This window comes from Roseburia porci, from assembly GCF_009695765.1.
GTDB lineage: Bacteria > Bacillota > Clostridia > Lachnospirales > Lachnospiraceae > Roseburia > Roseburia porci.
This window is the reverse complement of record NZ_VUNI01000030.1, coordinates 1-24,845: the sequence shown is the minus strand read 5'-3', so window position 1 is coordinate 24,845 and position 24,845 is coordinate 1. Positions and strand designations below refer to the sequence as shown.

At 41.4% G+C, this 24,845-nt stretch carries 23 protein-coding genes; 20 read left to right on the top strand and 3 right to left on the bottom strand.

The features are described 5' to 3' along the window. The first annotated feature begins 150 nt into the window (after positions 1–150). The 13 genes from FYJ75_RS13245 to FYJ75_RS13185 all read left to right on the top strand — a co-directional run bounded on the left by FYJ75_RS13245 (position 151) and on the right by FYJ75_RS13185 (position 14,325). On the top strand, positions 151–579 hold the full coding sequence (locus FYJ75_RS13245; RefSeq protein ID WP_154430899.1) for a UbiX family flavin prenyltransferase: 429 nt from the start codon (positions 151–153) through the stop codon (positions 577–579). Further along, on the top strand, positions 558–842 hold the full coding sequence (gene lpdD / locus FYJ75_RS13240) for a prenylated flavin chaperone LpdD (protein WP_154430898.1): 285 nt from the start codon (positions 558–560) through the stop codon (positions 840–842). The genes FYJ75_RS13245 and lpdD overlap by 22 nt, the downstream gene beginning before the upstream one ends. Positions 843–939: 97 nt before the next feature. Next, positions 940–1,821, top strand: coding sequence for an aldose 1-epimerase family protein (locus tag FYJ75_RS13235; protein ID WP_154430897.1), 882 nt, complete (start codon positions 940–942; stop codon positions 1,819–1,821). Positions 1,822–1,917: 96 nt separating this feature from the next. Then, positions 1,918–2,853 (top strand): polysaccharide deacetylase family protein, encoded by a 936-nt coding sequence (locus FYJ75_RS13230; RefSeq protein WP_154430896.1) that lies wholly within the window; start codon positions 1,918–1,920, stop codon positions 2,851–2,853. A gap of 17 nt (positions 2,854–2,870) precedes the next feature. Then, entirely contained in the window at positions 2,871–3,662 is a 792-nt protein-coding gene (locus FYJ75_RS13225) for a polymer-forming cytoskeletal protein (RefSeq protein WP_154430895.1), read from the top strand. A 14-nt stretch (positions 3,663–3,676) separates the two neighbouring features. Then, positions 3,677–4,375 carry a UMP kinase gene (pyrH, locus tag FYJ75_RS13220; protein ID WP_154430894.1) on the top strand — a complete coding sequence of 233 codons (699 nt, stop codon included), beginning with the start codon at positions 3,677–3,679 and terminating at the stop codon, positions 4,373–4,375. A 15-nt stretch (positions 4,376–4,390) separates the two neighbouring features. After that, positions 4,391–4,945: a ribosome recycling factor gene (gene frr / locus FYJ75_RS13215; protein ID WP_154430893.1), complete on the top strand. Its 555-nt coding sequence runs from the start codon at positions 4,391–4,393 to the stop codon at positions 4,943–4,945. Between the two features lie 78 nt (positions 4,946–5,023). After that, positions 5,024–5,731 carry an isoprenyl transferase gene (locus tag FYJ75_RS13210; RefSeq protein ID WP_154430892.1) on the top strand — a complete coding sequence of 236 codons (708 nt, stop codon included), beginning with the start codon at positions 5,024–5,026 and terminating at the stop codon, positions 5,729–5,731. Positions 5,732–5,747: 16 nt separating this feature from the next. Continuing rightward, on the top strand, positions 5,748–6,548 hold the full coding sequence (locus FYJ75_RS13205) for a phosphatidate cytidylyltransferase (protein ID WP_154430891.1): 801 nt from the start codon (positions 5,748–5,750) through the stop codon (positions 6,546–6,548). Between the two features lie 38 nt (positions 6,549–6,586). Further along, complete coding sequence (locus FYJ75_RS13200) at positions 6,587–7,729, top strand: 1-deoxy-D-xylulose-5-phosphate reductoisomerase (RefSeq protein WP_154430890.1); 1,143 nt, start codon at positions 6,587–6,589, stop codon at positions 7,727–7,729. Between the two features lies 1 nt (position 7,730). Next, positions 7,731–8,765 (top strand): RIP metalloprotease RseP, encoded by a 1,035-nt coding sequence (gene rseP / locus FYJ75_RS13195; protein ID WP_154430889.1) that lies wholly within the window; start codon positions 7,731–7,733, stop codon positions 8,763–8,765. Between the two features lie 23 nt (positions 8,766–8,788). Beyond that, a complete protein-coding gene (gene ispG / locus FYJ75_RS13190; protein WP_154430888.1) occupies positions 8,789–9,844 on the top strand; it encodes a flavodoxin-dependent (E)-4-hydroxy-3-methylbut-2-enyl-diphosphate synthase in 1,056 nt (351 codons plus the stop codon). A gap of 2 nt (positions 9,845–9,846) precedes the next feature. Next, positions 9,847–14,325, top strand: a complete 4,479-nt coding sequence (locus FYJ75_RS13185; RefSeq protein ID WP_328596951.1) for a PolC-type DNA polymerase III — start codon at positions 9,847–9,849, stop codon at positions 14,323–14,325. 52 nt (positions 14,326–14,377) lie between these two features. Here FYJ75_RS13185 and FYJ75_RS13180 read toward each other — a convergent pair whose 3' ends face one another. Beyond that, positions 14,378–15,400, bottom strand: coding sequence for a DUF5050 domain-containing protein (locus FYJ75_RS13180; RefSeq protein ID WP_154430887.1), 1,023 nt, complete (start codon positions 15,398–15,400; stop codon positions 14,378–14,380). A 167-nt stretch (positions 15,401–15,567) separates the two neighbouring features. Between FYJ75_RS13180 and pheA the strand changes: the two genes are divergently transcribed. Genes pheA through FYJ75_RS13165 form a run of 3 tightly spaced genes read left to right on the top strand, consistent with a single transcriptional unit; the run spans position 15,568 to position 20,403 of the window. Beyond that, positions 15,568–16,698: a prephenate dehydratase gene (pheA, locus tag FYJ75_RS13175; RefSeq protein ID WP_154430886.1), complete on the top strand. Its 1,131-nt coding sequence runs from the start codon at positions 15,568–15,570 to the stop codon at positions 16,696–16,698. Between the two features lie 16 nt (positions 16,699–16,714). Continuing rightward, a complete protein-coding gene (locus FYJ75_RS13170) occupies positions 16,715–18,253 on the top strand; it encodes a Ppx/GppA phosphatase family protein (protein ID WP_154430885.1) in 1,539 nt (512 codons plus the stop codon). A gap of 23 nt (positions 18,254–18,276) precedes the next feature. Next, positions 18,277–20,403, top strand: a complete 2,127-nt coding sequence (locus FYJ75_RS13165) for an RNA degradosome polyphosphate kinase (RefSeq protein ID WP_154430884.1) — start codon at positions 18,277–18,279, stop codon at positions 20,401–20,403. A gap of 2 nt (positions 20,404–20,405) precedes the next feature. On the opposite strand, the gene FYJ75_RS13160 is transcribed toward FYJ75_RS13165, so the two are convergent. Further along, positions 20,406–21,254, bottom strand: coding sequence for a PHP domain-containing protein (locus tag FYJ75_RS13160; RefSeq protein ID WP_154430883.1), 849 nt, complete (start codon positions 21,252–21,254; stop codon positions 20,406–20,408). A 272-nt stretch (positions 21,255–21,526) separates the two neighbouring features. Between FYJ75_RS13160 and infC the strand changes: the two genes are divergently transcribed. Genes infC through rplT form a run of 3 tightly spaced genes read left to right on the top strand, consistent with a single transcriptional unit; the run spans position 21,527 to position 22,623 of the window. Next, positions 21,527–22,021, top strand: coding sequence for a translation initiation factor IF-3 (infC, locus tag FYJ75_RS13155; protein WP_154430882.1), 495 nt, complete (start codon positions 21,527–21,529; stop codon positions 22,019–22,021). A 21-nt stretch (positions 22,022–22,042) separates the two neighbouring features. Further along, complete coding sequence (rpmI, locus tag FYJ75_RS13150) at positions 22,043–22,240, top strand: 50S ribosomal protein L35 (protein WP_154430881.1); 198 nt, start codon at positions 22,043–22,045, stop codon at positions 22,238–22,240. Positions 22,241–22,266: 26 nt separating this feature from the next. Next, on the top strand, positions 22,267–22,623 hold the full coding sequence (rplT, locus tag FYJ75_RS13145) for a 50S ribosomal protein L20 (protein WP_154430880.1): 357 nt from the start codon (positions 22,267–22,269) through the stop codon (positions 22,621–22,623). A 27-nt stretch (positions 22,624–22,650) separates the two neighbouring features. On the opposite strand, the gene FYJ75_RS13140 is transcribed toward rplT, so the two are convergent. Next, a complete protein-coding gene (locus FYJ75_RS13140) occupies positions 22,651–23,493 on the bottom strand; it encodes an AraC family transcriptional regulator (protein WP_154430879.1) in 843 nt (280 codons plus the stop codon). A gap of 186 nt (positions 23,494–23,679) precedes the next feature. On the opposite strand from FYJ75_RS13140, the gene galE reads away from it, so the two are divergent. Further along, the gene (gene galE / locus FYJ75_RS13135; RefSeq protein WP_154430878.1) at positions 23,680–24,696 is read left to right on the top strand and encodes a UDP-glucose 4-epimerase GalE; all 1,017 of its coding nucleotides are present in this window, start codon (positions 23,680–23,682) and stop codon (positions 24,694–24,696) included. Positions 24,697–24,845: the final 149 nt, after the last annotated feature.

Below are 24,845 nucleotides of genomic sequence, written 5' to 3'. Positions count from 1 at the left end.
TGTGTTTTCGCAGATTCAATTATACTGCTTTTTTAGGGGGTAATCACTTTTTTTGTAAAAAAATGTGAGAAATCCTTGAAAATATAATGTTTATAAAAATAAAAAAGGTAGTTAACTTGACACTACCGCTGAAAATATAGAGGAATTCATATGAAAAAAAGGATCATAGTTGGTGCAACAGGAGCGAGCGGAATTCCGATACTGACGAAATGTCTGGAACTGATAAAAGAAAATCCGGATTTTGAAACTCATCTGATCGTGCCATGCAGCATGAAAACGGCAGCAGGGATTCACTGTGGTTATACAGATAATCTGATCCTGCGGGCGGCGGATGTTACGCTGAAAGAGCAAAGAACGCTTGTGCTTGCAGCACGGGAAACAACATTAAGCAGTATATACCTTCGGAATCTGTATGAACTTTCCCTGATTCCAGGGGTTCGGATCATCCCTCCGATGATGACGTTTTATCATAAACCGGAAAATCTGGATGAGATGATCTATCATATTGCGGCAAAACTGATCGAGCCGTTTGGAATTGAGGCAAAGGAGTATCGGAGATGGAATGGACTTTCACAATAAAACAAAAGGTTGCCGGATATGAACTGACTGCTTCGACAGTAGTTGTCGGAAAGGATATTCTGCTGTTGTTACAGGGAGGCGATATGCCTCATCTTGGATGTGTGGTGCAGGCAATACCAAGAGAATCGCTTTCCGGGGATGGAAGCATGAGCGCAACTTCCAGTGTGCTGAATCTGATCGGACATAAGGACGAATATTTATGCAGAAAGCTTGTGGACGCAGTAGAGAAAATAGCAACAGAGATTGTTGAGAGACTGGTGTAAATCAGTCTCTTTTTGTTTTTTGTGCATTTTGCTTGTGTGTGTATAGGAAAATAAGCTATAATAAAGACAGAAATTACAGTAGAGAGGACAAAATGATATGCAGTTTGAACTGAAAAATGATTTTCTCACAGCCTGTTTTGAAACAAGTGGTGCAGAACTTATATCCTTAAAGGATAATGCAGCTGAAAAAGAGTATTTATGGTGTGGAGATAAGAAATTCTGGGGAAGACATTCTCCGGTTCTTTTCCCGTTTGTTGGAAGGGTTAAAGATAATACATATCGTTATAAAGGTAAAGAATATCATATCTCACAGCATGGATTTGCAAGGGATATGGAATTTGTCTGTATTACAAGATCGGAGAATGAAATCTGGTTTGGACTTGAAGCCAATGAGGAAACAAAGGAGAAATATCCATTTGACTTCAGACTGGAGATCGGATACCGCCTGAACGGACGCTCCTTAAAAGTACTCTGGAGAGTGATTAATCCGGATAAAACAGAGAAAATGTATTTTTCAATTGGAGCTCATCCGGCATTTATGTGCCCGGTCAATGATGGAGAAAAACAGACAGATTATGCAATCTGGATGAATAAAGAACATCTGATCAGCAACGCAATTGACGTGGAGTCTGGTTTACGTCTTTCTGACACGACAGAGCTTACAATTCCCGAAAGCGGACTTCTCTTTACGGAACATTTCTTTGACAATGGCGCTTACATTATTGAGAATTCCCAGGTACAGAAGGTTTCACTTCTTACGCCGGAACGCAAGCCATACATTACGGTTGCCTTTGATGCACCGCTGGTTGGAATCTGGTCACCGGAAAAGAAAAATGCACCGTTTGTCTGCATTGAACCATGGTACGGGCGATGTGATGCGGATGATTTTGATGGAACGCTTGAAGAACGGGAATGGGGAAATGAGCTGGATCCGGAAGAGATCTTTGAAGGATTTTATGAGATTACCTGTGAAGCATAATACAGAATCGGAAAAGTCGTTGTTGCATGTTGGGAATATGCTATGCTATAATGACCTGTGTTAATAAATAAGAGAAATACACGCTGGAGGAATGAGATGAATACAAATGATCCGGATGAGCTGAATCAACAGCGAAAACGGCGCAAGCGTGTGGCCCGTATGAAGTCTGCAATTACAATTACGGTGGCTGGATGGATGATATTGTCTTTGGTGGCAATTGTTGTTTTAGCCGTGCAGGTGGTACATTTGAACCATCGGATTGATAATCTGGTAGATGGAAACAATGGACAGGTACAGGAACAGCAGACCGGCATACAGGCGAAAGCTGAAACTGGAGAACCGACAGACGACGATCCGACGGAAGAGCTTGATTCTTCGGATAATCTGGCGTCAGATGGAGATACACATCAGGTTTACCTGACATTTGACAGCGGACCAGACGATAATACGAATACTATTTTGGATATATTAGCCGAGAATCAGATTAAGGCTACTTTTTTTGTGGCTGGAAATGACAAGCCGGAGATGCACGATGTTTATCGGAGGATTGTTTCCGATGGTCATACATTGGGGATGCATTCTTATAGTAATCAATACAGCACAATTTATGCTTCAACAGATGCTTTTCGGCAGGATCTGCAGCAGATACAGGCTCTTTTGACGGAAACGACAGGAACACAGTGTGTTTATTACCGTTTTCCGGGTGGGAGTAATAACCAGATCAGTAATGTAGATATGAAAGAATTTGCCGGGGTGCTGAATGAAAATGGTATTACCTATTTTGACTGGAATGTATCGGCAGGAGATAATTCCGCTGGATGCTCTGTAGATGATATTGTAAAGAATGTTGTGACAGGGGTTTCCAGATATAAGACATCCATTGTTTTGTTACACGATGGAGAAGATCAGAACACAACGGTAGAGGCTCTGGGGCCGCTGATTTTGGCATTGCGGGATATGAATGCCGAAATATTGCCGATTGATGATAATACAAAAGTAATTCAATATCTCCATTCGGATGATGTTGAATAAAAAATGGAGGAAGATAAATGGGACTTTTTAAAGATTTTAAAGAAGATTTTTCTCAGGCGGTGAATGAACTTGCACCAGGAGAGGAAGAAGCAAAGCTGAATGAAACAGCAGCCAGAAAGACTGTAAATACGTTAGGTCAGGACGTTGATGTGAAGACAGAACTGTCAAAGCTTGACGGACTGTTAGAGCAGGTAAAAGAAGAACCGGTTGTAAAACCAGTTGCAAGACCAGTAATGCCACAGATGGCGGTAACAGAGCCAGCCAGCACAATGACGATGAAAGAGGAGAATAAAGTAATGAGTGATATTCCAGTAAATGAGACATTAAATACACAGGCAGCTGCACCACAGCCGATGATTTCCGATGAGACATCTGTAATTACACAGGGAACAGCGCTGACCGGTGATATGCAGACTACTGGATCTTTAGATATTCAGGGAACCATCACAGGTAATGTTGCATGTAACGGAAAACTGGTTGTTACCGGAACAATCAATGGTAATAGCAGCTCTTCAGAATTTTTTGCAGATGCGGCTAAGATTGAGGGTGAAGTAATCAGCTCTGGAACTGTTAAGGTTGGAGCAGGATCTGTAATTATCGGCAATATTTCTGCAACTTCTGCAGTAATTGCAGGTGCAGTAAAAGGGGATATTGATGTTCAGGGACCTGTTGTTGTAGATACTTCCGCAGTGATCATGGGCAATATCAAATCACGTTCTGTACAGATCAACAATGGTGCTGTTATCGAAGGATTCTGTTCACAGTGCTATGCTGATGTAGATATCAAAGGCTTATTTGATGCAAAATAGAAAGGAAAATCCTTATGAAACGTATATTACTGAAGCTTAGTGGAGAAGCACTTGCAGGGGAAAAACATCGTGGTTTTGATGAACCAACAGTAACTGAGGTCGCAAAACAGGTAAAAGTACTGGTTGATCAGGGCATTGAAGTAGGAATCGTAATCGGTGGAGGAAACTTCTGGCGTGGACGTACAAGTGAGACGATTGACCGTACGAAAGCAGATCAGATTGGTATGCTTGCAACCGTTATGAACTGTATCTATGTTTCTGAGATTTTCCGTTCGGTAGGAATGAAGACGGCTGTGCTTACACCATTTGAGTGTGGATCTATGACAAAGCTGTTTTCAAAAGACCGCGCAAACAAATATTTTGATCATAATATGGTTGTATTTTTTGCAGGCGGAACCGGACATCCTTATTTCTCGACAGATACTGCAACAGTACTTCGTGCAATTGAAATTGAGGCAGATGGAATTTATCTTGCAAAAGCAATTGACGGTGTCTATGACAGTGATCCAAAGGTAAATCCGGATGCAAAGAAATATGATGAACTTTCTATCGAGGAAGTCATTGACAAAAAACTTGCAGTTGTTGACCTTACCGCTTCGATTATGTGTATGGAAAACAAAATGCCGATGTATGTATTCAGCCTGAATGAGAAAGACGGTATTGTAAATGCTGTCAGTGGTAAATTTAACGGTACCAAGGTGACCGTAGCTTAGAAGGAGATTAGAACAATGGATGAGAGATTAGTCACATTTGATGATAAAATGCAGAAATCTTTAAACAATCTGGAAGAGGAATACGGCAGCATCCGTGCGGGACGCGCAAATCCTCATGTCCTTGATAAACTTCGTGTTGATTATTATGGATCACCAAGTGCAATTCAGCAGGTGGCAAACGTAAGTGTGCCAGAACCAAGAATTATTCAGATCCAGCCATGGGAGCCTTCTATGGTTAAAGAGATCGAGAAAGCAATTCTTTGTTCGGATCTTGGAATCAATCCAACAAACGATGGTAAAGTGATCCGTCTTATTTTCCCGGAACTGACAGAGGAAAGACGTAAGGAAATCGTAAAGGACGTTAAGAAAAAGGGAGAGAATGCAAAAGTTGCAATCCGTAACATTAGACGTGATGCAATTGATTCTTTCAAAAAACTTGGAAAAGCAGAAGATATTTCTGAGGACGAAATCAAAGGACTGGAAGATGAGGTTCAGAAACTGACAGATAAATACGTTGCTGAAATCGAGAAAGCAGTTGAGAATAAATCAAAAGAGATTCTTACAGTTTAATCTTATTTTGTGATAAACGGATAAACGGGACATTGCCTTCGGCGTGTCCCCTTTATTTTCTTTATAGGAGGAAATTTTATGAATATTCCAAAGCATGTTGCAATTATTCTGGACGGAAATGGAAGATGGGCAAAAAGCAAAGGAATGCCAAGAAACTACGGACATACAATGGGAGCTAAAAACGTGGAAACGGTATGTCAGGCAGCGGATGAACTTGGGATTAAATATCTTACCCTTTATGCGTTTTCAACAGAGAACTGGAACAGACCAGAGAATGAAGTAAATGCGCTTATGACTCTTTTGGAAAGTTATCTGAAAAACTGTATCCGTACTGCAGACAAGAATAATATGCGTGTGCGGATGATTGGGGATGCCAGCAGATTATCTGAGAAATTCCAGAAAAGGATTGCAGAATTGGAAGAGGCTTCCAGAAATAATACAGGATTAAATCTTACAATAGCAATTAATTATGGCAGCAGAGACGAGATGATCCGTGCGATGAAAAAGATGGCGGATGATCGTGATCATGGCGTTATTTCAAAAGATGACATAAGTGAGGAACTGTTTGCCTCTTATCTGGATACAAAAGAACTTCCGGATCCGGATCTTCTTATCCGTACAAGCGGCGAACAGAGACTTTCTAATTATCTGCTCTGGCAGCTTGCGTACAGTGAATTTTATTTTACAGATGTTCCATGGCCTGATTTCCATAAAGCTGAATTGGAAGAAGCTGTTCGTGCATATAATAACCGTGACCGGAGATTCGGCGCATTAAAAGAAGAGTAGATGGAGGATTTTTGTTATGTTTAAGACAAGATTGCTTAGTGGTATTGTGCTGGTGATTCTGGCGTTTTTGTTTATTGTTTCAGGAGGTACGGTACTGCTTGCATCAACGCTTGTAATTTCCTGTATTGGAATGTTTGAGTTATACCGTGTATATAAAGTAGAGCGTTCCCCGATCGCTTTTGCAGGCTATCTTGCAGCAGTTCTTTTTTATGCGAACTTAAAATGGAATTTTATTCCGGATATTTTGATGCTTGTTCTTGGATTTTTGATTGTTCTTATGTTTTTATATGTGTTCTCATATCCAAAATATAAGGCAGATCAGGTAATGGCTGTATTTTTTGGAATGTTTTATGTAGCAGCAATGCTTTCTTATGTATATCAGATCCGCACGCTGGACAGAGGTCTGTATCTCGCATTTTTAGTATTTTTCTGTTCCTGGGGCTGCGATACCTGCGCTTATTGTGTCGGTATGCTGATTGGAAAACATAAAATGTCTCCAAAACTGAGCCCCAAAAAATCAATCGAAGGAGCTGTTGGAGGCATACTTGGAGCAGCGCTTTTGACGGCATTGTATTGCTTTATATTCCGTTCCCAGATGGAAATGCAGAAAGGCGAAATACTGGTTCTTGCTGTTATTGCAGCAGTTGCTGCTTTTATTTCTATGATTGGAGATCTTTGCGCATCTGCGATCAAACGGAATTATGACATTAAAGATTATGGTCATCTGATTCCTGGACATGGAGGAATTCTGGACCGTTTTGACAGTATGATTATTACAGCACCGATCATTTATTATCTTGCGCTGTATTTCATGTAATCTGAAGTTTTGGGCAGTTAGAAGAGGTGGAAATTCGTATGAAAAAGATTGCAATTCTTGGTTCGACAGGATCGATCGGAACACAGACACTGGATGTGGTAAGAGAGCATGGAGACATTGAGGTCATTGCGTTGGCCTGTGGCGGAAATATCCGGTTACTGGAACAACAGATTCGGGAATTTCATCCGAAAGCAGTATGTGTTGGTGATGAGTCACATGCAAAGGAACTGAGACAGAATATTTCAGATCTTCAGGTTCGCATATTGTCCGGCATGGACGGTCTGATTGAAATTTCAACTCTGGATGAAGTGGAGGTGCTGGTTACTGCGATTGTTGGCATGATGGGAATCCGTCCTACCATTGCAGCGATCAAAGCAGGAAAAGATATTGCACTTGCCAATAAGGAAACACTTGTAACGGCTGGTCATATTATTATGCCTCTGGCAAAAGAGTGTGGGGTATCTATTTTACCGGTTGACAGTGAACACAGCGCAATTTTCCAGTCTCTGAATGGAGAAAGGCAAAATAAGATCAGCAGAATTCTACTGACAGCATCCGGTGGTCCATTCCGTGGGAAAACATTGGAAGAAATGAAAAATATCCAGGTTGAAGATGCACTGAAGCATCCGAACTGGAGCATGGGACATAAGATAACAATCGATTCTTCGACTCTTGTAAACAAGGGGTTGGAAGTAATGGAGGCAAAATGGCTGTTTGGCGTGGAGCTGGATCAGATTCAGGTTGTGGTACATCCACAGAGCGTCATTCATTCGGCTGTTGAATATGAAGACGGTGCAGTGATCGCACAGCTTGGAACACCAGATATGCGTCTTCCGATCCAGTATGCCTTATATTATCCGAACAGAAGGACTTTATCAGGAAAGAGACTGAATCTTTTTGAACTTGGAACACTTACATTTGAGAAGCCGGATACAAAGAATTTTCAAGGACTGGCGCTTGCATATGATGCAATGAAAAAAGGCGGAAATATTCCGACTGCATTTAATGCAGCAAATGAAAAAGCAGTTGCAATGTTCCTTGACCGGAAAATCTCATATCTTACAATTCCGGAAATCATTGAGGCAGCAATGGACAATTGTAAGTTTATGGATCATCCAAATGTCGAACAGATTCTTGAGACAGAACAGGAAGCTTATGATTTTATAAGTAGCAGGTGGTAAGTTGAATATTATTATTGCAATTATTATTTTCAGTATTATTATTTTGTTTCACGAACTTGGCCATTTTTTACTTGCGAAAGCAAATGGAGTTCAGGTGAATGAATTTGCACTCGGTCTTGGACCGACAATTATCGGATTCACGAAGGGGGAAACCAGGTATTCCATTAAATTACTTCCATTTGGTGGCGTATGCATGATGGAAGGGGAAGATGAGTCCAGTGAGAATAAAAGGGCGTTCAATAATAAGTCCGTATGGGCGAGAATGAGTGTCGTGTTTGCTGGACCTTTTTTCAATTTTATCATGGCATTTGTATTTTCTATGGTGCTGATTGGTTATGCAGGGTATGATAAACCGGTTGTATCCGATGTGATCGATGGATATGCTGCACAGGAGGCTGGAATACAAAGCGGTGATGTCATCTTAAAAATGAATGGAAAACACATTCATTTTTATCGTGAGGTCAGTGCATATTCTACCTTTCATGAAGGAGAAGATGTTAAGATCGTCTACGAAAGAGATGGACAGAAATACACGACAACATTAACGCCGAAATACGATGAGGAATCCGGCAGATATCTCTATGGCTTTGTCGGCAGTGCGCAAAGAGAGAAAGCATCTGCACTGCAGGTGGTTCAAAACAGCTTCTATGAGGTAAAATACTGGATCAATATTACTGTAGACAGTTTGAAAATGTTATTGCACGGAGGCGCCTCGTTTAACGATCTCAGTGGACCTGTTGGTATTGTGAAATCGATCGGAGACACGTATGAGACTTCGGTCAGCACAGATGGATATTTTTATGCATTTTTAAACATGTTGAATATTACAATTTATCTGTCCGCAAACCTTGGTGTGATGAATCTGCTGCCACTTCCTGCCCTGGATGGAGGAAGACTTCTGTTTCTGATTATCGAAGCGATACGACGGAAAAAGATTGATCCGGAGAAAGAAGGAATGGTTCATTTTGTTGGAATCATGCTTCTGATGGGACTTATGGTACTGGTTATGTTCAATGATATTCGAAAGATATTCTAAGTAAAGAATAAAAGGTGATCACTATGGAAAGAAGAATTACAAAAACAGTTCAGATCGGAGACCGTGTGATTGGAGGCGGAAATCCGATTCTCATTCAGTCTATGACAAATACAAAGACAGAAAATGTAGCTGCAACTGTGGATCAGATCCAAAGACTGACGGCAGTTGGATGTGATATTATCCGTTGTGCAGTTCCGACAATGGAGGCTGCAGAAGCAATCAAAGAGATTAAGAAACAGATTTCCATTCCACTTGTGGCAGACATTCATTTTGATTATCGTCTTGCAATTGCAGCAATTGAGAATGGGGCAGATAAGATCCGGATCAATCCGGGAAATATTGGAAGTGAAGATCGCGTTAAGGCTGTTGTGGATGCAGCGAAAGAGAGAAATATTCCGATTCGTGTAGGAGTAAACAGCGGTTCCCTGGAAAAAGATCTTGTTGAAAAATATCATGGGGTAACAGCGGAAGGCATCGTGGAGAGTGCACTGGATAAAGTAAAACTGATCGAAGATATGGGATATGATAATCTCGTTATCAGTATCAAATCATCCGATGTTCTTATGTGTGTGAAGGCGCATGAACTGATCGCAGACCAGACATCACATCCACTTCACGTTGGAATTACGGAAGCGGGAACGATCATCAGTGGTAATATTAAATCTGCAATCGGACTGGGACTGATCTTAAATCAGGGAATTGGTGATACGATCCGTGTATCACTTACCGGCGATCCGTTGGAGGAAATTAAATCTGCCAAACTGATTTTAAGAACACTTGGAATCCGTAAAGGCGGGGTAGAAGTAGTATCCTGTCCAACCTGCGGACGTACAAGAATCGACCTGATCGGACTTGCCAACCAGGTCGAGAATATGGTAGCAGAATACCCACTGGATATTAAAGTGGCTGTAATGGGATGTGTGGTAAACGGACCTGGAGAAGCAAAAGAAGCCGATATCGGTGTGGCTGGCGGTGTTGGCGAGGGCCTGATCATCAAGCATGGTGAAATTTATAAAAAAGTTCCGGAAGAAGAGCTGCTTCCAGCTTTGAGATACGAATTGGATCACTGGGGTGAATAGAAGTGCCAAAGACCTTTTTTGATGTTTTCCCGACACTGATCGTGGAATCCGAAATGAAACAATTATTAGACGTTACAGAGGTAACAAAAGTAAGTGCGAATCATGAACGAACTCATATTCGCATTTATTTGCATGCAGAAAGACTGATATTTCGTAAAAATATCATAAAATTGGAACAGCTTATTGAAAAACAGCTGTTTCAGAACAAAAATGTGAAGGTTAAGATCATAGAGAAATATCATCTTTCCAGTCTGTATACACCGGAAAAACTGATGGATGTATACAAGGACAGCATTCTTGAAGAATTAAATGAGTATAGCGTGTTAGAATATAATCTGCTTCGCACAGCAAAGATGGATTTTGATGCGCCAAATCATATGATTCTTACGTTGGAGAATACCATTATTGCCCAGACCAGAAAAGAAGAAATACTGGAGTTCCTTGAAAAGGTGATCTGCGAACGCTGCGGGCTGAGCCTTGTGATCCAGACAGAATTTGAAGAGCCAAAAGAGAGCAAATACCGCAAAAACAGCGAAAAGCAGATCCAGATGGAAGTAGAAAGTATCATGGAACGTACCGGGATCGCACTTAAGGAACGCTCGTCTGACGCAGAGACAAAAACGGAAGGTGAAGAAGAGAAAGCCGAACCAGTTACACAGAATGCAAAAACGGAAAAGACACCACAAAAGCACGAACCAAAGAAACCTGCGTACGAAAAGAAGGGTGAGTTCCGCAGAAAATTTGAACGTGACAGTTATAAGAAATCTACGAACCCGGATGTGATCTACGGAAGAGATTTTGAAGAAGAACCGATGGATATTGATAAGATTGATGGTCCGATCGGTGAAGTCGTGATCCGTGGACAGATTCTTACATTGGAAACAAGAGAGATCCGGAATGAGAAGACCATTGTTATTTTTTCGCTGACGGATTTTACGGATACGATCGTACTGAAAGTTTTCTCCAAAAATGAAGATCTTCCGGAATTGTTAGAGGGAATAAAAAAAGGAAGTTTTATTAAAGTCAAGGGTGTTGCAACCATTGATAAATTTGACAGTGATCTGACAATCGGATCCATTGTCGGAATAAAAAAGATTGCAGATTTTACCTCCGTTCGCATGGATACAAGTCCGGAGAAGAGAGTGGAACTTCACTGCCACACAAAAATGAGTGATATGGATGGAGTTTCCGATGTCAAAGATATTGTAAAGCGTGCGATGAAATGGGGACATAAAGCAATTGCAATCACAGACCATGGTGATGTACAGGCTTTTCCGGATGCCAATCATGCGGTAGAGGGATGTGACTCGGATTTTAAGGTGATCTATGGAGTAGAGGCATATCTGGTTGATGATTTAAAAGATATTATTCAAAACAGCCATAATCAGACGTTAGATGATGATTATGTGGTGTTTGACCTTGAGACAACCGGATTTAGTCCGGATGTTAATAAAATTATCGAGATCGGTGCGGTAAAGGTGCAGAAAGGCAAAATTACGGACCGTTTTTCTACCTTTGTAAATCCACAGGTGCCGATTCCTTTTAACATTGAAAAACTGACATCTATTAATGACGAAATGGTAATTTCGGCTCCGGTTATTGAGGATATTTTACCGGAATTTATGGAGTTTTCCAAAGACTGTATTATGGTAGCGCATAATGCAGATTTTGATATGAGTTTCATCAAAAAAAACTGTGAGAGAATCGGAATTCCATGTAATCCGACAATCGTAGATACCGTTGCGCTTGCCAGAGTGCTTCTTCCAAAATTAAACCGTTTTAAACTGGATACCGTAGCGAAGGCTTTGAATGTGTCTTTGGATAACCATCACCGTGCCGTTGATGATGCGGCATGTACTGCAGAAATCTTTGTTAAATTTATACCAATGCTCGCAGATCGTGGAATTGACAGGCTTGATGCGGTCAATGAACTTGGAAGTTCTTCTGTTGAGAATATCATGAAGCTGCCGACCTATCATGCCATAATCCTTGCAACCTGTGATCAGGGCAGAACCAATCTGTACCGTCTGACTTCACTGGCACATTTGAAGTATTATCATAAGAGGCCGAGAATTCCAAAGAGTGAGTTTATAAAATACCGGGATGGATTATTGATCGGTTCGGCCTGCGAAGCGGGAGAACTGTATCGTGCTATTTTAAATGGAAGACCGGATGAAGAGATTTCACGTCTGGTAGATTTTTACGATTATCTTGAAATACAGCCGCTTGGAAACAATGCGTTTATGTTAAGGGATGAGAGTTCTCCGGTGAAATCAATAGAAGATCTGCAGAATATCAACCGCAAGATCGTAAGACTTGGAGAACAGTTCCACAAACTGGTCGTAGGAACCTGTGATGTGCATTTCTTAGATCCGGAAGATGAGATCTACCGCAGGATTATTATGGCGGGTAAGGGATTTAAGGACGCAGATGATCAGGCCCCGTTGTTTTTGCGGACAACGGAAGAAATGCTTAAGGAATTTGAGTATCTGGGAAGCAGCAAGGCAGAAGAAATCGTTATTACCAATCCGAATAAGATTGCGGACATGTGTGATAAAATCTCTCCGGTCCGCCCGGATAAATGTCCGCCGGTAATTGAGAATTCGGACCAGATGCTTCGTGACATCTGCTATAACAAAGCTCATAAGATGTATGGAGAGGAATTGCCGAAGATTGTATATGAAAGACTGGAACGGGAACTGAATTCGATTATTTCCAATGGATATGCGGTTATGTATATCATTGCACAGAAGCTGGTGTGGAAATCCAATGAGGATGGATATCTGGTTGGGTCCAGAGGCTCTGTAGGTAGTTCATTTGTTGCTACGATGTCCGGTATTACGGAAGTAAACCCGCTTCATGCACATTACCTGTGCGAATATTGCAAATACAGTGATTTTGATTCCGAACTGGTGAAATCCTATTCCGGACGAAGTGGATGCGATATGCCGGATGCAGTATGCCCAAGATGCGGGAAACCGCTTCGTAAGGAGGGATTTGATATTCCGTTTGAAACGTTCCTTGGATTTAAAGGAAACAAGGAGCCGGATATCGATCTGAACTTCTCGGGAGAGTATCAGAGTAAGGCACACAAATATACAGAGGTAATTTTCGGAGAGGGACAGACGTTTAAGGCTGGTACAATTGGTACGCTTGCAGACAAAACAGCATTTGGTTATGTGAAAAACTATTATGAAGAACGTGGGGTACACAAGCGTAACTGCGAGATTGACCGGATTGTTCAGGGGTGTGTCGGTGTGCATCGAACGACCGGACAGCATCCGGGAGGAATTGTCGTTCTTCCGATGGGAGAGCAGATTTATACATTTACTCCGGTGCAGCATCCTGCAAATGATATGACGGTTGATATTATTACCACACATTTTGATTATCATTCGATTGACCATAACCTGTTAAAGCTTGATATACTCGGACACGATGATCCTACGATGATCCGAATGCTGCAGGATCTGACCGGTGTGGATCCGACGCAGATCCCGTTAGACGATAAAGCAGTTATGTCATTATTCCAGGATACGTCAGCGCTTGGAATTATGCCGGAAGATATTGATGGATGTCCGCTTGGAGCACTTGGAATTCCGGAATTTGGAACGGATTTTGCAATGGGAATGCTTTTGGATACACATCCGACTGAATTCTCAGATCTGATCCGAATTGCAGGACTGTCACATGGTACGGACGTTTGGCTTGGAAATGCGCAGACGTTGATCGAAGAAGGAAAAGCGACGATTTCTACTGCAATCTGTACACGAGATGATATTATGATCTATCTGATCAGTATGGGGTTAGACAGTGAGGAATCATTTACGATTATGGAGTCTGTCCGTAAGGGAAAGGGATTAAAACCGGAATGGGAAAAAGACATGATCGATCATGGTGTTCCGGACTGGTATATCTGGTCCTGCAAGAAAATCAAATATATGTTCCCGAAGGCTCATGCGGCAGCTTATGTAATGATGGCATGGAGAATTGCTTACTGTAAGGTATTTTATCCGCTGGCTTATTATGCGGCGTATTTTTCCATCAGGGCAACGGCGTTCAGTTATGAACTTATGTGTCAGGGAAAAGAAAAACTGGAAGTTTATAAACGTGATTATGAGAAGCGGAAGGACACACTTTCCAAGAAAGAACAGGATACCTATAAAGATATGAGAATTGTTCAGGAAATGTATGCCCGGGGCTTTGATTTTCTTCCACTTGATATTTATACAGCGCATCCAAACCGTTTCCAGATCGTGGATGGCAAGCTGATGCCTGCATTAAATACGATCGATGGACTCGGAGATAATGCGGCTGTTTCAATTGCAGAAGCAGCAAAAGACGGTCCGTTTTTATCCAAAGATGATTTCAGAGACCGGACAAAAGTTTCAAAGACGATTGTTGATATGATGAGTGATCTTGGATTATTTGGAGATATTCCGGAGTCTAACCAGTTATCGTTATTTGATTTTGGAGCATAGTAAAAGACCACAGCGATTCTGCTGTGGCCTTTTGCTATATATGGAATCCGGTTCAAGATTTGGTTATGATCATGCCTGGCGTAAATTCGTGAATCTCACCCGGATTACTTGTGCTTGTATAGTAGGTCTGTCCGGTTTTAAAATCTTTGAAATAGATATAGTAGGAGGTAACACAGATATTCGTGTAATTGCCGGCTGCTATTTCCTTGTATCCGGTGCCGTCGGTATTAATCACACAAAGCGCCGGATCTGTTTCACTGTATTTCTGGTAAATCAGAGTGCTTCCGTAAAGATTGTAACAGTCGATGCTGTCGTTTGTAACGATATCGGAAGAACCACTGCTTGTATTGGCGTGTGTCAATGCGTAATTGTTTGCCACGTCCATATAGTAGATGCTTGAAGTGCTCTCGGCAATTGGCTTGTATGCATCACACTGGAAGACGACAGAGGAGGATTGCGAAGCGGTATCGTACTGATAAATATTGGAATCCTTCTGCGTGCCATTGTAGTAAAAATACTGTCCAATCGTACTGCAGTTAAATACATAATATGGATATACCTGTGCGGACTCGGTTCCGTCAATTTTTACCCGGTAGAGCGTGGTAGCCTGTTTGTCATCGTAATGCAGATAATAGATATAGTTGCCAAGGAGAGAAGCATAGATACACGGGGCTTCATCCAGTACAACAGAATCTCCTCCATCGCGTGGAATCCGGCACAGGCTGTTATTGTTATAGGAAAAAACAGAAAAATCTTCATCACTGCGGCTGTTATTGCGGACATAGTAGATATAGTGGTCATCTGCATTGATATACATTGCGGTATCTCCACACAGTTTGCGGAGGTTGGAACCGTTTGCGTCCATGGCATATAACCGGCCTTTGTCATCCGGATTGGAAAAAAATACAGTGCCGTTGCTTTCGCAGAATAAGCCTCCGTTATAAAGGTTTCCGGCAGTGTTTCCGTTCACATAGTTATCGTTGTAGTGAAAACGGTTGTGCCAGTGCCGGAACAATGAAATGGATGCGATCAGTACGACCAGAATGACAACCGGAATGATAATCTTTTTCTTCATGTATGATTCCCCCTTTAAGTTGAAACACCTTCAGTCTATAGAAATATTATACCGTTACAGGTAATATCTTTCAAGCTTGTCTTGCCTTTCCGAAATGTATGTTATATCATGTATTCAGATATGATGCCTGTAGCTTACGCATATAGCAGGCCCTCGGAGGAAAAGAAATGAGAGATTTACTGGAATTAAGAGATGAGATCGATGAGATTGATGATCAGATCGTAAAATTATATGAAAAACGTATGAAAATTGCAGAAGAAGTTGCTGAATACAAGATTCATACAGGGAAACAGGTATTTGATAAAAAAAGAGAAGATGAAAAACTTGCAAAGCTGACAGCAAAGGCGGAGTCTGATTTCACAGAACATGGAATTTACGAGCTGTTTGAACAGATCATGGCAGTCAGCAGAAAAAGACAGTATCAGCTTCTCACCGCACGGGGACTTGGAGAGGATACCGGTTTTACAATGGTTGACAAGCTCGATTATGCCAATGCAAGGATCGTTTTTCAGGGAACCGAGGGCGCATACAGTGAGCAGGCAATGAAAACGTATTTTGGAGAGCAGTGTGACAGTTATCATGTAGACACATGGAAAGATGCGATGGAAGCAATCAAGAATAAAGAAGCGGATTATGCAGTGCTTCCGATTGAAAATTCGTCAGCAGGAATCGTGTCTGAGAATTATGATCTGATGGTGGAATACGACAATTATATCGTAGGAGAACAGATCATCAAGATTGAGCACGCTTTGCTTGGACTTCCGGATGCAGAGATTAAGGATATTACAAGTGTGTATTCCCATCCACAGGCATTGATGCAGTGTTCGGAGTATTTTGATGAACATAAAGACTGGGAGAAGATCAGCGTCAAGAATACAGCGATGGCAGCTCAGAAGATCGGATACGATCAAAAGAAAAACCAGGCAGCAATTGCAGGAAGCATCAACGCAGATATCTATGGTCTTAAAGTACTTGAGAATTCTATTCAGGACAATAAAGAAAACAGTACGCGTTTTATTATTGTTACCAATCGTAAGACTTATGTGAAAAATGCCAAAAAGATCAGTATCTGTTTTGAAATTCCACATGAGAGTGGTTCTTTGTATCATATGCTTTCTCATTTTATTTACAATAATCTGAATATGACCAGAATTCAGTCAAGACCGGTAAAAGACAAGAACTGGGAATATCGTTTTTTCATTGATTTTGATGGTAATCTGGAGGATTCCGCAGTTCAGAATGCTTTGCGTGGATTAAAGGCAGAAACGGAATCTTTCAAAATACTGGGCAATTATTAGAAGAGAGGTGTTCGGCATGGCATTACAGACATTTGCAGCAATTTACATCGGAACCTATGAAGTGAGTTTGAAGATATTTGAATTTTCCGGAAAGAAGAAAATTCATGAGATCGATCATATCCGTTCGAGGGTTGAACTTGGAAGGGATGCTTATACCAAGGGAGTTATCGGATATGAGCTTGTAGATGAACTCTGTGATACACTGGAAGAATTTTCTGACATCATGAAAGGATATAAGGTAGATCAGTATGAGGCATATGCCTCAGCAGTACTGAGAGATTCTTCCAATGAGCTTTTTATCCTGGATCAGATCCGGCTTCGGACGGGATTTCAGGTTCAGGTTATCAGCAATTCCGAACATCGTTTTATCAGTTACAAATCGGTAGCAGGAAGAGAAGAATTCGAGAAAATGATCCAGAGCTCAGCGGCAGTTGTGGACGTGGGAGGAGCAGGACTGCAGATCACACTGTTTCGTACCGGATCGCTGGTTACGACACAGCATGTCGTGCTTGGAACACTTCGGCTCAGCGATCTGTTGAGGGATCGCAGCAAGTCTCTTGTTATGGCAGAAAAGCAGATTGAGGAACTGATCAATAAGAAACTGGAGACACTCCGCCATCTTTATCTGAAAGAAGAAGTGCAATACATTATTTTTATGGGTGACTATTGCATGGAACTGATGAGACATCTGGACAAGAACAACCAGCAGGACAATATTGTCCGCACAGAAAAATTCCTGAAATACATCGGAAAACTTCAGAAAAAGACCATCGAAGAGATTTCAACGGAATTAAATCTTGCAAATGATAATGATCCGCTTATTGTGCCTTCGATATTACTTTTTAAAGCACTTGCAGAGAATATGAAATCGCATCAGGTATGGGTACCTGGCGTGAACATTAATGATGGAATTGCTTATTCTTATGCGGAACGCAATCATCTGGTACGGAGTATTCATGATTTTGAACAGGATATTATCTCAGCGGCAATGAATCTGTCCAGACATTATTTCAGTTATTCTCCACATATTGAGGCGCTGACACAGATGTCAACGAAGATCTTTGATACGATGAAGAAGACGCATGGACTTGGAAACAGGGAAAAACTTTTGCTGGAAGTAGCAACGATCCTGCATGACTGTGGAAAATATGTCAGCTTTGCCAACAGCCCGGAATGTGCATATCAGATTATTATGTCGTCCGAGATCATCGGACTTACCCATCTGGAACGTGAGATAGTGGCTCTTACGGTGTTGTATAACACATTGCCGCTTCCTCAATATGAGGAACTGTCAGATAAACTGGATCAGTACAGCTATATGGTTGTGGCAAAACTTTCGGCAATTTTAAGACTCTCCAATGCACTGGATCAGAGCCATAAGCAGAAATTCAAAAACCTGCGCATATCGATCAAAGGAAAGGAACTGATCATCACCGTGGAGTCCTTTGAGGATATTTCGCTGGAACAGGCATTGTTTGAAGAAAAGACAGCATATTTTGAGAGTGTGTTTAGTATCAAACCAGTTTTGAAAGAGAAGAGGATATATAATTTTTAAGACATCAGACAGGAGGACGGATTATGGAAAATAAAATGGATTTTACAAGCCCGGCGTATTACGAAAACCGGGAACTGAGCTGGATTAAATTCGACCGGAGAGTATTAAATGAAGCCAGAGATAAGTCGATTCCGCTTTTGGAACGGCTGAAATTTGTCAGCATCACGTCTTCAAATCTCGATGAATTCTTTATGGTCAGAGTTGCATCTCTGAAAGATATGGTGCATGCGGGGTATAAAAAGAGAGATATTGCAGGAATGACTGCAACAGAACAGCTTACAGCAATCAACAAGGAGACAAGAAAGCTGGTAGATCTTCAGTATTCTACATATAACCGGTCTCTGATTCCGCTTTTGAATCAGAAGGGAATCTATATTATTGATAAGCATGAAGCACTGACAGACAAACAGGCAGAATTTGTGGATCAGTATTTTATGGAAAATGTTTACCCGGTTGTAACTCCGATGGCGGTAGATGCTTCCCGCCCGTTTCCTCTGATCCGTAATAAAACACTGAATATTGCGGCACTTCTTTTAAATAAAAAAGAAAAAGGAGAAACGGTTTTTGCAACGGTTCAGGTGCCTGGTGTTCTTCCGAGAATTGTTCAGATTCCGGGAGAAGAGGGGACGGTAAGTTTTATACTGTTAGAACAGATCATTGAAAGAAATATACAGAAACTGTTCTCCAATTATGAGATTTTGTGCGCTTATCCATATAGAATTATGAGGAATGCCGATCTTACAATTGATGAAGATGAAGCTTCCGATCTGCTGAAAGAGATCCAGAATAAGCTCAAGATGCGCCAGTGGGGAGAAGTTATCCGCCTTGAAGTAGAAGAGAAAATAGATAAAAAGCTTTTGAATTTCTTAAAATCAGAGCTTAAGATCGCATCAGAGGATATATTTGAGATCAATGGACCAATTGATCTGACATTCCTTATGAAAATGTATGGAATAGACGGATACGATGACCTGCGTTATCCGCCTTATACACCACAGCGTGTTCCGGAGATTGAACCGGGAAGCAGTATTTTTGATGCGATCAGAAAGGGAGATATTTTCCTGCATCATCCGTATGAAACTTTCGAGCCGGTTGTTGACTTTATACGACAGGCTTCGGTAGATCCGGATGTTCTTGCAATCAAGCAGACGCTGTATCGTGTCAGCGGCAATTCACCGATCATCAGCTCACTGGCACAGGCCGCTGAGAACGGAAAGCAGGTAACCGTACTAGTAGAGTTAAAGGCACGTTTCGATGAGGAACACAACATTGTGTGGGCAAAAAAGCTGGAACAGGCAGGATGCCATGTAATATATGGCCTGGTTGGACTTAAGACACACAGCAAGATCGCTCTGGTTGTCCGCAGAGAAGAAGATGGAATCCGGAGATACGTACACCTTGGCACCGGTAATTACAATGATTCGACTGCAAAATTATATACAGACTGTGGAATTTTCACATGCAAAGAGTCCATCGGTGAGGATGCGACAGCTGTCTTTAATATGCTGTCGGGCTATTCGGAACCGTTATCCTGGAATGAATTGATCCTTGCTCCGTACTGGCTCAGAAATAAATTTTTAAAACTAATTAAGCGTGAAACAAAATATGCACAGCATGGAGAAGATGCACGGATTGTTGCAAAGATGAATTCTCTGTGTGACCCGGGAATTATTGCAGCATTGTATGAGGCATCGGCAAGCGGTGTTAAAATTGATCTGATCGTTCGCGGAATCTGCTGCCTGAAAGTTGGAATCCCTGGGGTCAGTGAAAATATAACGGTTCGTTCTATTGTTGGAAATTTCCTAGAGCATAGCAGAATTTTTTATTTCCATAATGGCGGAGACACAGAAATTTATATGGGAAGTGCCGACTGGATGCCGAGAAACCTGGATCGTCGTGTAGAGATTATATTTCCGGTCATTGAGGAAGAACTGAAAAAGAAAGCATATCATATTCTGGAAGTTGAACTTATGGATAATGTAAAGGCACACATTCTTGGCGCAGATGGCGAATATGATAAGATCGATAAAAGAGGAAAAGTACTGATAAATTCTCAGGAACAGTTCTGCAAGGAAGCAAAAATGGCTGTCCCTGGAAAAGAACAATACAAAAGGGAACGTATTTTTGTCCCCGCAGAACCGGTGGAATAGAATCAGTGCAGATGTTGTTTCATCCTTTCAAGAATACTATATGGAATAAAGAGGTTTCCACGTCCAGTTCCAAGATGGATGTAAGGCTTGTTAGAACCGTGGAAGTCAGATCCACCGCTGATCAGAAGTCCATTCTCTTCAGCGGTTTTTTTAATAAAAATTTCATCGCCTCGGTCATAAGTGGAGTAGATTGCCTCGATGCCGGTCAGACCTGCCGGCTTCATTTCTTCAATGAGTTTATTTAACTCAGCAGGTTTCATATGATAAAGAACCGGATGGGCAAGTACGGAAAGTCCACCGGCTGCATGGATTAATCTGCATGCTTCCATTGGAGAAATCTTTTTCCTTGCAACATAGCATGGACAGTCATCTCCGAGATATTTCTCAAATACATGGTTTATGGAACCAATCTGATTGTGGTCGACCAGATAGCGTGCAATGTTGGCACGTGTGATGACTGCATCCGGATTTTCCTGAACCAGTGATTCCATTGTGATAGAGAAACCCTCTTTGCGAAGAAGTTCAAGCATTTTCTCATTTCGCTGATTGCGGGCATTCTGGAATTTGGACAGGGCAGCAGTAAGCCCGGGATGCTCCGGAGTGATAAAAAGTCCGACGACATGGATTTCCTGACCGGAATATTCACTGGAAAGTTCAACACCGGGAATGATTTCAAGCGATGTCCCAGCAGATGCCTGTATGGCCTCCGGAATTCCGGCGGTTGTATCATGATCTGTCAGAGCCATTGCACTCAGCCCGGCTCTTTCTGCCTCATGGACGAGTTCGGAAGGTGTAAAGGTTCCATCGGAATAAGTTGAATGAACATGAAGATCGATTTTTTTTGCAATCATAGTAAAAATTCCTTTCCATTTGGATGAATTTATAGTATCATAACAAAAGGGATTTTTCTATGAAGAAACTTGAAAATAAGTGTTGACATCAGAAGATTTCTATGCTATTTTATATGAGTTGTTAGAAAACAAGTAGAGTATCCACTCTCACCTAAGCGCAAGTGAGCGACTTAGTGTTTAAATTTCGAACATTTGATACGTGTTTTGGAATGTTAGTGGATAGTCTGTCTATCCACTATTTTTTTTGGAGGTGCAAGACCATTAGCGAATTAATGATTAACGAACAAATCAGAGACAGGGAAGTTCGTCTGATTGGGGAAAACGGAGATCAGCTTGGAGTTATGTCTTCGAGGGAAGCTCAGAAAATTGCAGATGAAGCAGGACTTGATCTGGTAAAAATTGCTCCAACTGCGAAACCACCTGTATGTAAGGTGATTGATTACGGAAAATACCGTTATGAACTGGCTCGTAAGGAAAAGGATGCCAAGAAGAAACAGAAAACGGTAGAATTAAAAGAGATCCGTTTATCACCAAACATTGAAGCTAACGATTTAAATACCAAAATGAATGCTGCAAAGAAATTCCTCACAAAAGGAAATAAAGTAAAGATTACTTTACGTTTCCGTGGAAGAGAGATGGCTCATATGAATAGCAGTAAGCATATTCTGGATGATTTCGCTGAGAAACTTTCAGACATTGCTGTAGTGGAAAAAGCACCAAAAGTCGAAGGACGTAGTATTGGCATGGTGCTGGCAGAAAAGAGATAACATTTTAAGGAGGATACGAAAATGCCAAAAATGAAAACAAGCAGAGCAGCTGCAAAACGTTTCAAACTTACAGGAACAGGAAAATTAAAAAGAAACAAAGCTTACAGAAGACATATCCTGACAAAGAAAACAACAAAGAATAAGAGAAATCTTAGAAAAGCAGCTATGATGGACGCTTCAAATGTTAAGCAGATGAAGAAGATTTTACCATATTTATAAGAAACAGTTAAGGAGGATAATATAGCATGGCAAGAGTAAAAGGCGGCTTAGGCGCTAAAAAAAGACATAATAGAGTATTAAAATTAGCAAAAGGATACAGAGGCGCTAGATCTAAACAGTACAGAGTTGCAAAACAGTCAGTTATGAGAGCCTTAACAAGTTCTTATTCTGGACGTAAAGAGAGAAAGAGACAGTTCCGTCAGTTATGGATCGCTCGTATCAATGCAGCAGCAAGAATGAACGGACTTTCATACAGCCAGTTCATGCACGGATTAAAATTAGCAGGTGCTGATCTTAACCGTAAAGTATTAGCAGATATGGCTGTTACAGATGCAGAAGGATTTGCAAAACTCGTAGAACTTGCAAAATCTAAATTAGCATAATCAGATTATAATAAAGACCCCGGAGATTTAATTCTTCGGGGTTTTGTTGTGTTTTAAGCGGTATTCTTTTGGCGGGATGCCTTTCTTTTTATGAAAGGTTTTAGAGAAGTACAACCCATTGTCGAAGCCCACGGAATTGGCAATTGCGGTGACAGACAGGCTGGAATGTTCCAGAAGAAAACAGGCCTGTTTGATCCGGAAATCAGTCAGATATTCTTTGGGTGAGAGGCCAAGGACTGTCTGAAAAGAGCGGAACAGATGGCTCCTGCTTAATCCGACATAGGATGCAATGTCTTCCACTGTGATTGGATAGGAATAGTTTGAGGAAATGAATTCGATTCCTTTTTGCACGTAGCTGTTGCTGGAGTTCTTGATTTCGTTATTTGTGCTGCCATGCATAAAAAGTGCAAGCATTGTATAGAGACGTCCGGTCATCTCCACCGCGTGTTCAAATTCGTTCCCTCTTGCGTCATAAATGTGCAGGATCTGCCGGTGGATGTCCTCACCGTAAGGAGTCGAACGGATATATGGAACGGATTTGCGGAAGTCTGTTGCCTGAAGGATCATCGATGCATCGCTGCCGGTAAAACCAACCCAGGCATATTCCCATGGCATATCATTGTCAGCGCAGTAGGTGACTTCGGTGTTCGGATAAACAAGAAATGAGTCTCCTGCACTTAAGGAAATGGATTCGCCATTTACATGGTATGTTCCTTTACCGGAAATAATGTAGTGGATCAGATAGTGATCACGGACACCTGGCCCCCACTGGTAGAGGGAGTTGCATTTCTGGAATCCGACATTATAAACGGATAAAGATACAAGCTCTTTTTCGGTGACTTTATAGGAATTTTTGTAATTTTTCTGCAAAATTCGCTGCCTCCTTTGCTGTGTTTCTGTATTTATGCTACTACGGAAAGAATCGTCATGCAACAATTTTACATGTTTTTTCTACATTTAATCCTATACAAATGCAGAAAGGTGAGTTAAAATGATAATAGCTTAAGCGACAGAATATGATACTACAGAATTTGATTTGAAAAGGAGAATAAGCTTATGGCAATTTTAGTTACAGGTGGTGCAGGCTACATTGGAAGTCATACCTGCGTGGAACTTTTAAATGCTGGTTATGAGGTTGTTGTTCTTGATAACCTGAGCAATGCTTCAGAGAAATCACTGGACAGAGTGAAAGCTCTTACCGGAAAAGAAGTAACATTTTATAAGGGCGACATTTTAGACCGTGATATTTTGAATACGATTTTTGCAAAAGAGAAGATTGACAGCTGTATCCATTTTGCTGGTTTAAAAGCAGTTGGAGAATCTGTTGCAAAACCTTGGGAATACTACAATAATAATATTGCTGGTACACTTACTCTGGTTGATGTTATGAGACAGAACAACTGCAAGAACATTATCTTCTCATCTTCAGCAACCGTTTACGGTGATCCGGCACAGATTCCGATCACAGAGGAATGCCCGAAAGGACAGTGCACGAATCCATATGGCTGGACGAAATCCATGCTTGAGCAGATTCTGACAGATATTCAGAAAGCAGATCCAGAATGGAATGTGATCTTACTTCGCTATTTCAATCCAATCGGAGCACATCCAAGCGGAACCATGGGAGAGAATCCGAATGGTATTCCAAATAACCTGATGCCTTATATCACACAGGTCGCAGTTGGAAAATTAAAAGAGCTCGGTGTATTTGGAAATGATTATGACACACCGGATGGAACCGGAGTACGTGATTATATCCATGTTGTAGATCTTGCAGTCGGACATGTAAAAGCACTGAAGAAGATCGAAGAGAAAGCAGGGCTCTGCATTTATAACCTTGGAACCGGTCATGGTTACAGTGTACTTGATATCGTAAAGAACTTCGAAGAAGCAAACGGAATCAAGATCCCATATGTGATCAAAGCGAGAAGACCTGGTGACATTGCAACCTGCTACTGTGATCCTTCCAAAGCAGCAAAAGAACTTGGATGGAAAGCACAGTACGGTATTAAAGAGATGTGTGCAGACTCCTGGAGATGGCAGAAGAATAATCCGAACGGATATGAAGATTAATCGGGTAGGAGGTAAATAATTATTTTATTTACCGTCCTCCCACACCACCCGGCATACGGTTCCGTACCAGGGCGGTTCTTTAGTTTTCACTAACTATTAGATAATAGTCAAGCATGGATGTATATCCCAGCTTGGCTATTATTTTCTTT

What these genes read in the sequence shown, in the direction of transcription:
- FYJ75_RS13235 (WP_154430897.1), top strand. Translation starts at nt 940, where the DNA reads ATGCAGTTTGAACTGAAAAATGATTTTCTCACAGCCTGTTTTGAAACA.
- FYJ75_RS13230 (WP_154430896.1), top strand. Translation starts at nt 1,918, where the DNA reads ATGAATACAAATGATCCGGATGAGCTGAATCAACAGCGAAAACGGCGC.
- FYJ75_RS13170 (WP_154430885.1), top strand. Translation starts at nt 16,715, where the DNA reads ATGGCATTACAGACATTTGCAGCAATTTACATCGGAACCTATGAAGTG.
- lpdD (WP_154430898.1), top strand. Translation starts at nt 558, where the DNA reads ATGGAATGGACTTTCACAATAAAACAAAAGGTTGCCGGATATGAACTG.
- galE (WP_154430878.1), top strand. Translation starts at nt 23,680, where the DNA reads ATGGCAATTTTAGTTACAGGTGGTGCAGGCTACATTGGAAGTCATACC.
- FYJ75_RS13245 (WP_154430899.1), top strand. Translation starts at nt 151, where the DNA reads ATGAAAAAAAGGATCATAGTTGGTGCAACAGGAGCGAGCGGAATTCCG.
- FYJ75_RS13225 (WP_154430895.1), top strand. Translation starts at nt 2,871, where the DNA reads ATGGGACTTTTTAAAGATTTTAAAGAAGATTTTTCTCAGGCGGTGAAT.
- infC (WP_154430882.1), top strand. Translation starts at nt 21,527, where the DNA reads ATGATTAACGAACAAATCAGAGACAGGGAAGTTCGTCTGATTGGGGAA.
- frr (WP_154430893.1), top strand. Translation starts at nt 4,391, where the DNA reads ATGGATGAGAGATTAGTCACATTTGATGATAAAATGCAGAAATCTTTA.
- FYJ75_RS13160 (WP_154430883.1), bottom strand. Translation starts at nt 21,254, where the DNA reads ATGATTGCAAAAAAAATCGATCTTCATGTTCATTCAACTTATTCCGAT.
- rpmI (WP_154430881.1), top strand. Translation starts at nt 22,043, where the DNA reads ATGCCAAAAATGAAAACAAGCAGAGCAGCTGCAAAACGTTTCAAACTT.
- FYJ75_RS13200 (WP_154430890.1), top strand. Translation starts at nt 6,587, where the DNA reads ATGAAAAAGATTGCAATTCTTGGTTCGACAGGATCGATCGGAACACAG.
- ispG (WP_154430888.1), top strand. Translation starts at nt 8,789, where the DNA reads ATGGAAAGAAGAATTACAAAAACAGTTCAGATCGGAGACCGTGTGATT.
- FYJ75_RS13165 (WP_154430884.1), top strand. Translation starts at nt 18,277, where the DNA reads ATGGAAAATAAAATGGATTTTACAAGCCCGGCGTATTACGAAAACCGG.
- rplT (WP_154430880.1), top strand. Translation starts at nt 22,267, where the DNA reads ATGGCAAGAGTAAAAGGCGGCTTAGGCGCTAAAAAAAGACATAATAGA.
- pheA (WP_154430886.1), top strand. Translation starts at nt 15,568, where the DNA reads ATGAGAGATTTACTGGAATTAAGAGATGAGATCGATGAGATTGATGAT.
- FYJ75_RS13205 (WP_154430891.1), top strand. Translation starts at nt 5,748, where the DNA reads ATGTTTAAGACAAGATTGCTTAGTGGTATTGTGCTGGTGATTCTGGCG.
- pyrH (WP_154430894.1), top strand. Translation starts at nt 3,677, where the DNA reads ATGAAACGTATATTACTGAAGCTTAGTGGAGAAGCACTTGCAGGGGAA.
- FYJ75_RS13210 (WP_154430892.1), top strand. Translation starts at nt 5,024, where the DNA reads ATGAATATTCCAAAGCATGTTGCAATTATTCTGGACGGAAATGGAAGA.
- FYJ75_RS13180 (WP_154430887.1), bottom strand. Translation starts at nt 15,400, where the DNA reads ATGAAGAAAAAGATTATCATTCCGGTTGTCATTCTGGTCGTACTGATC.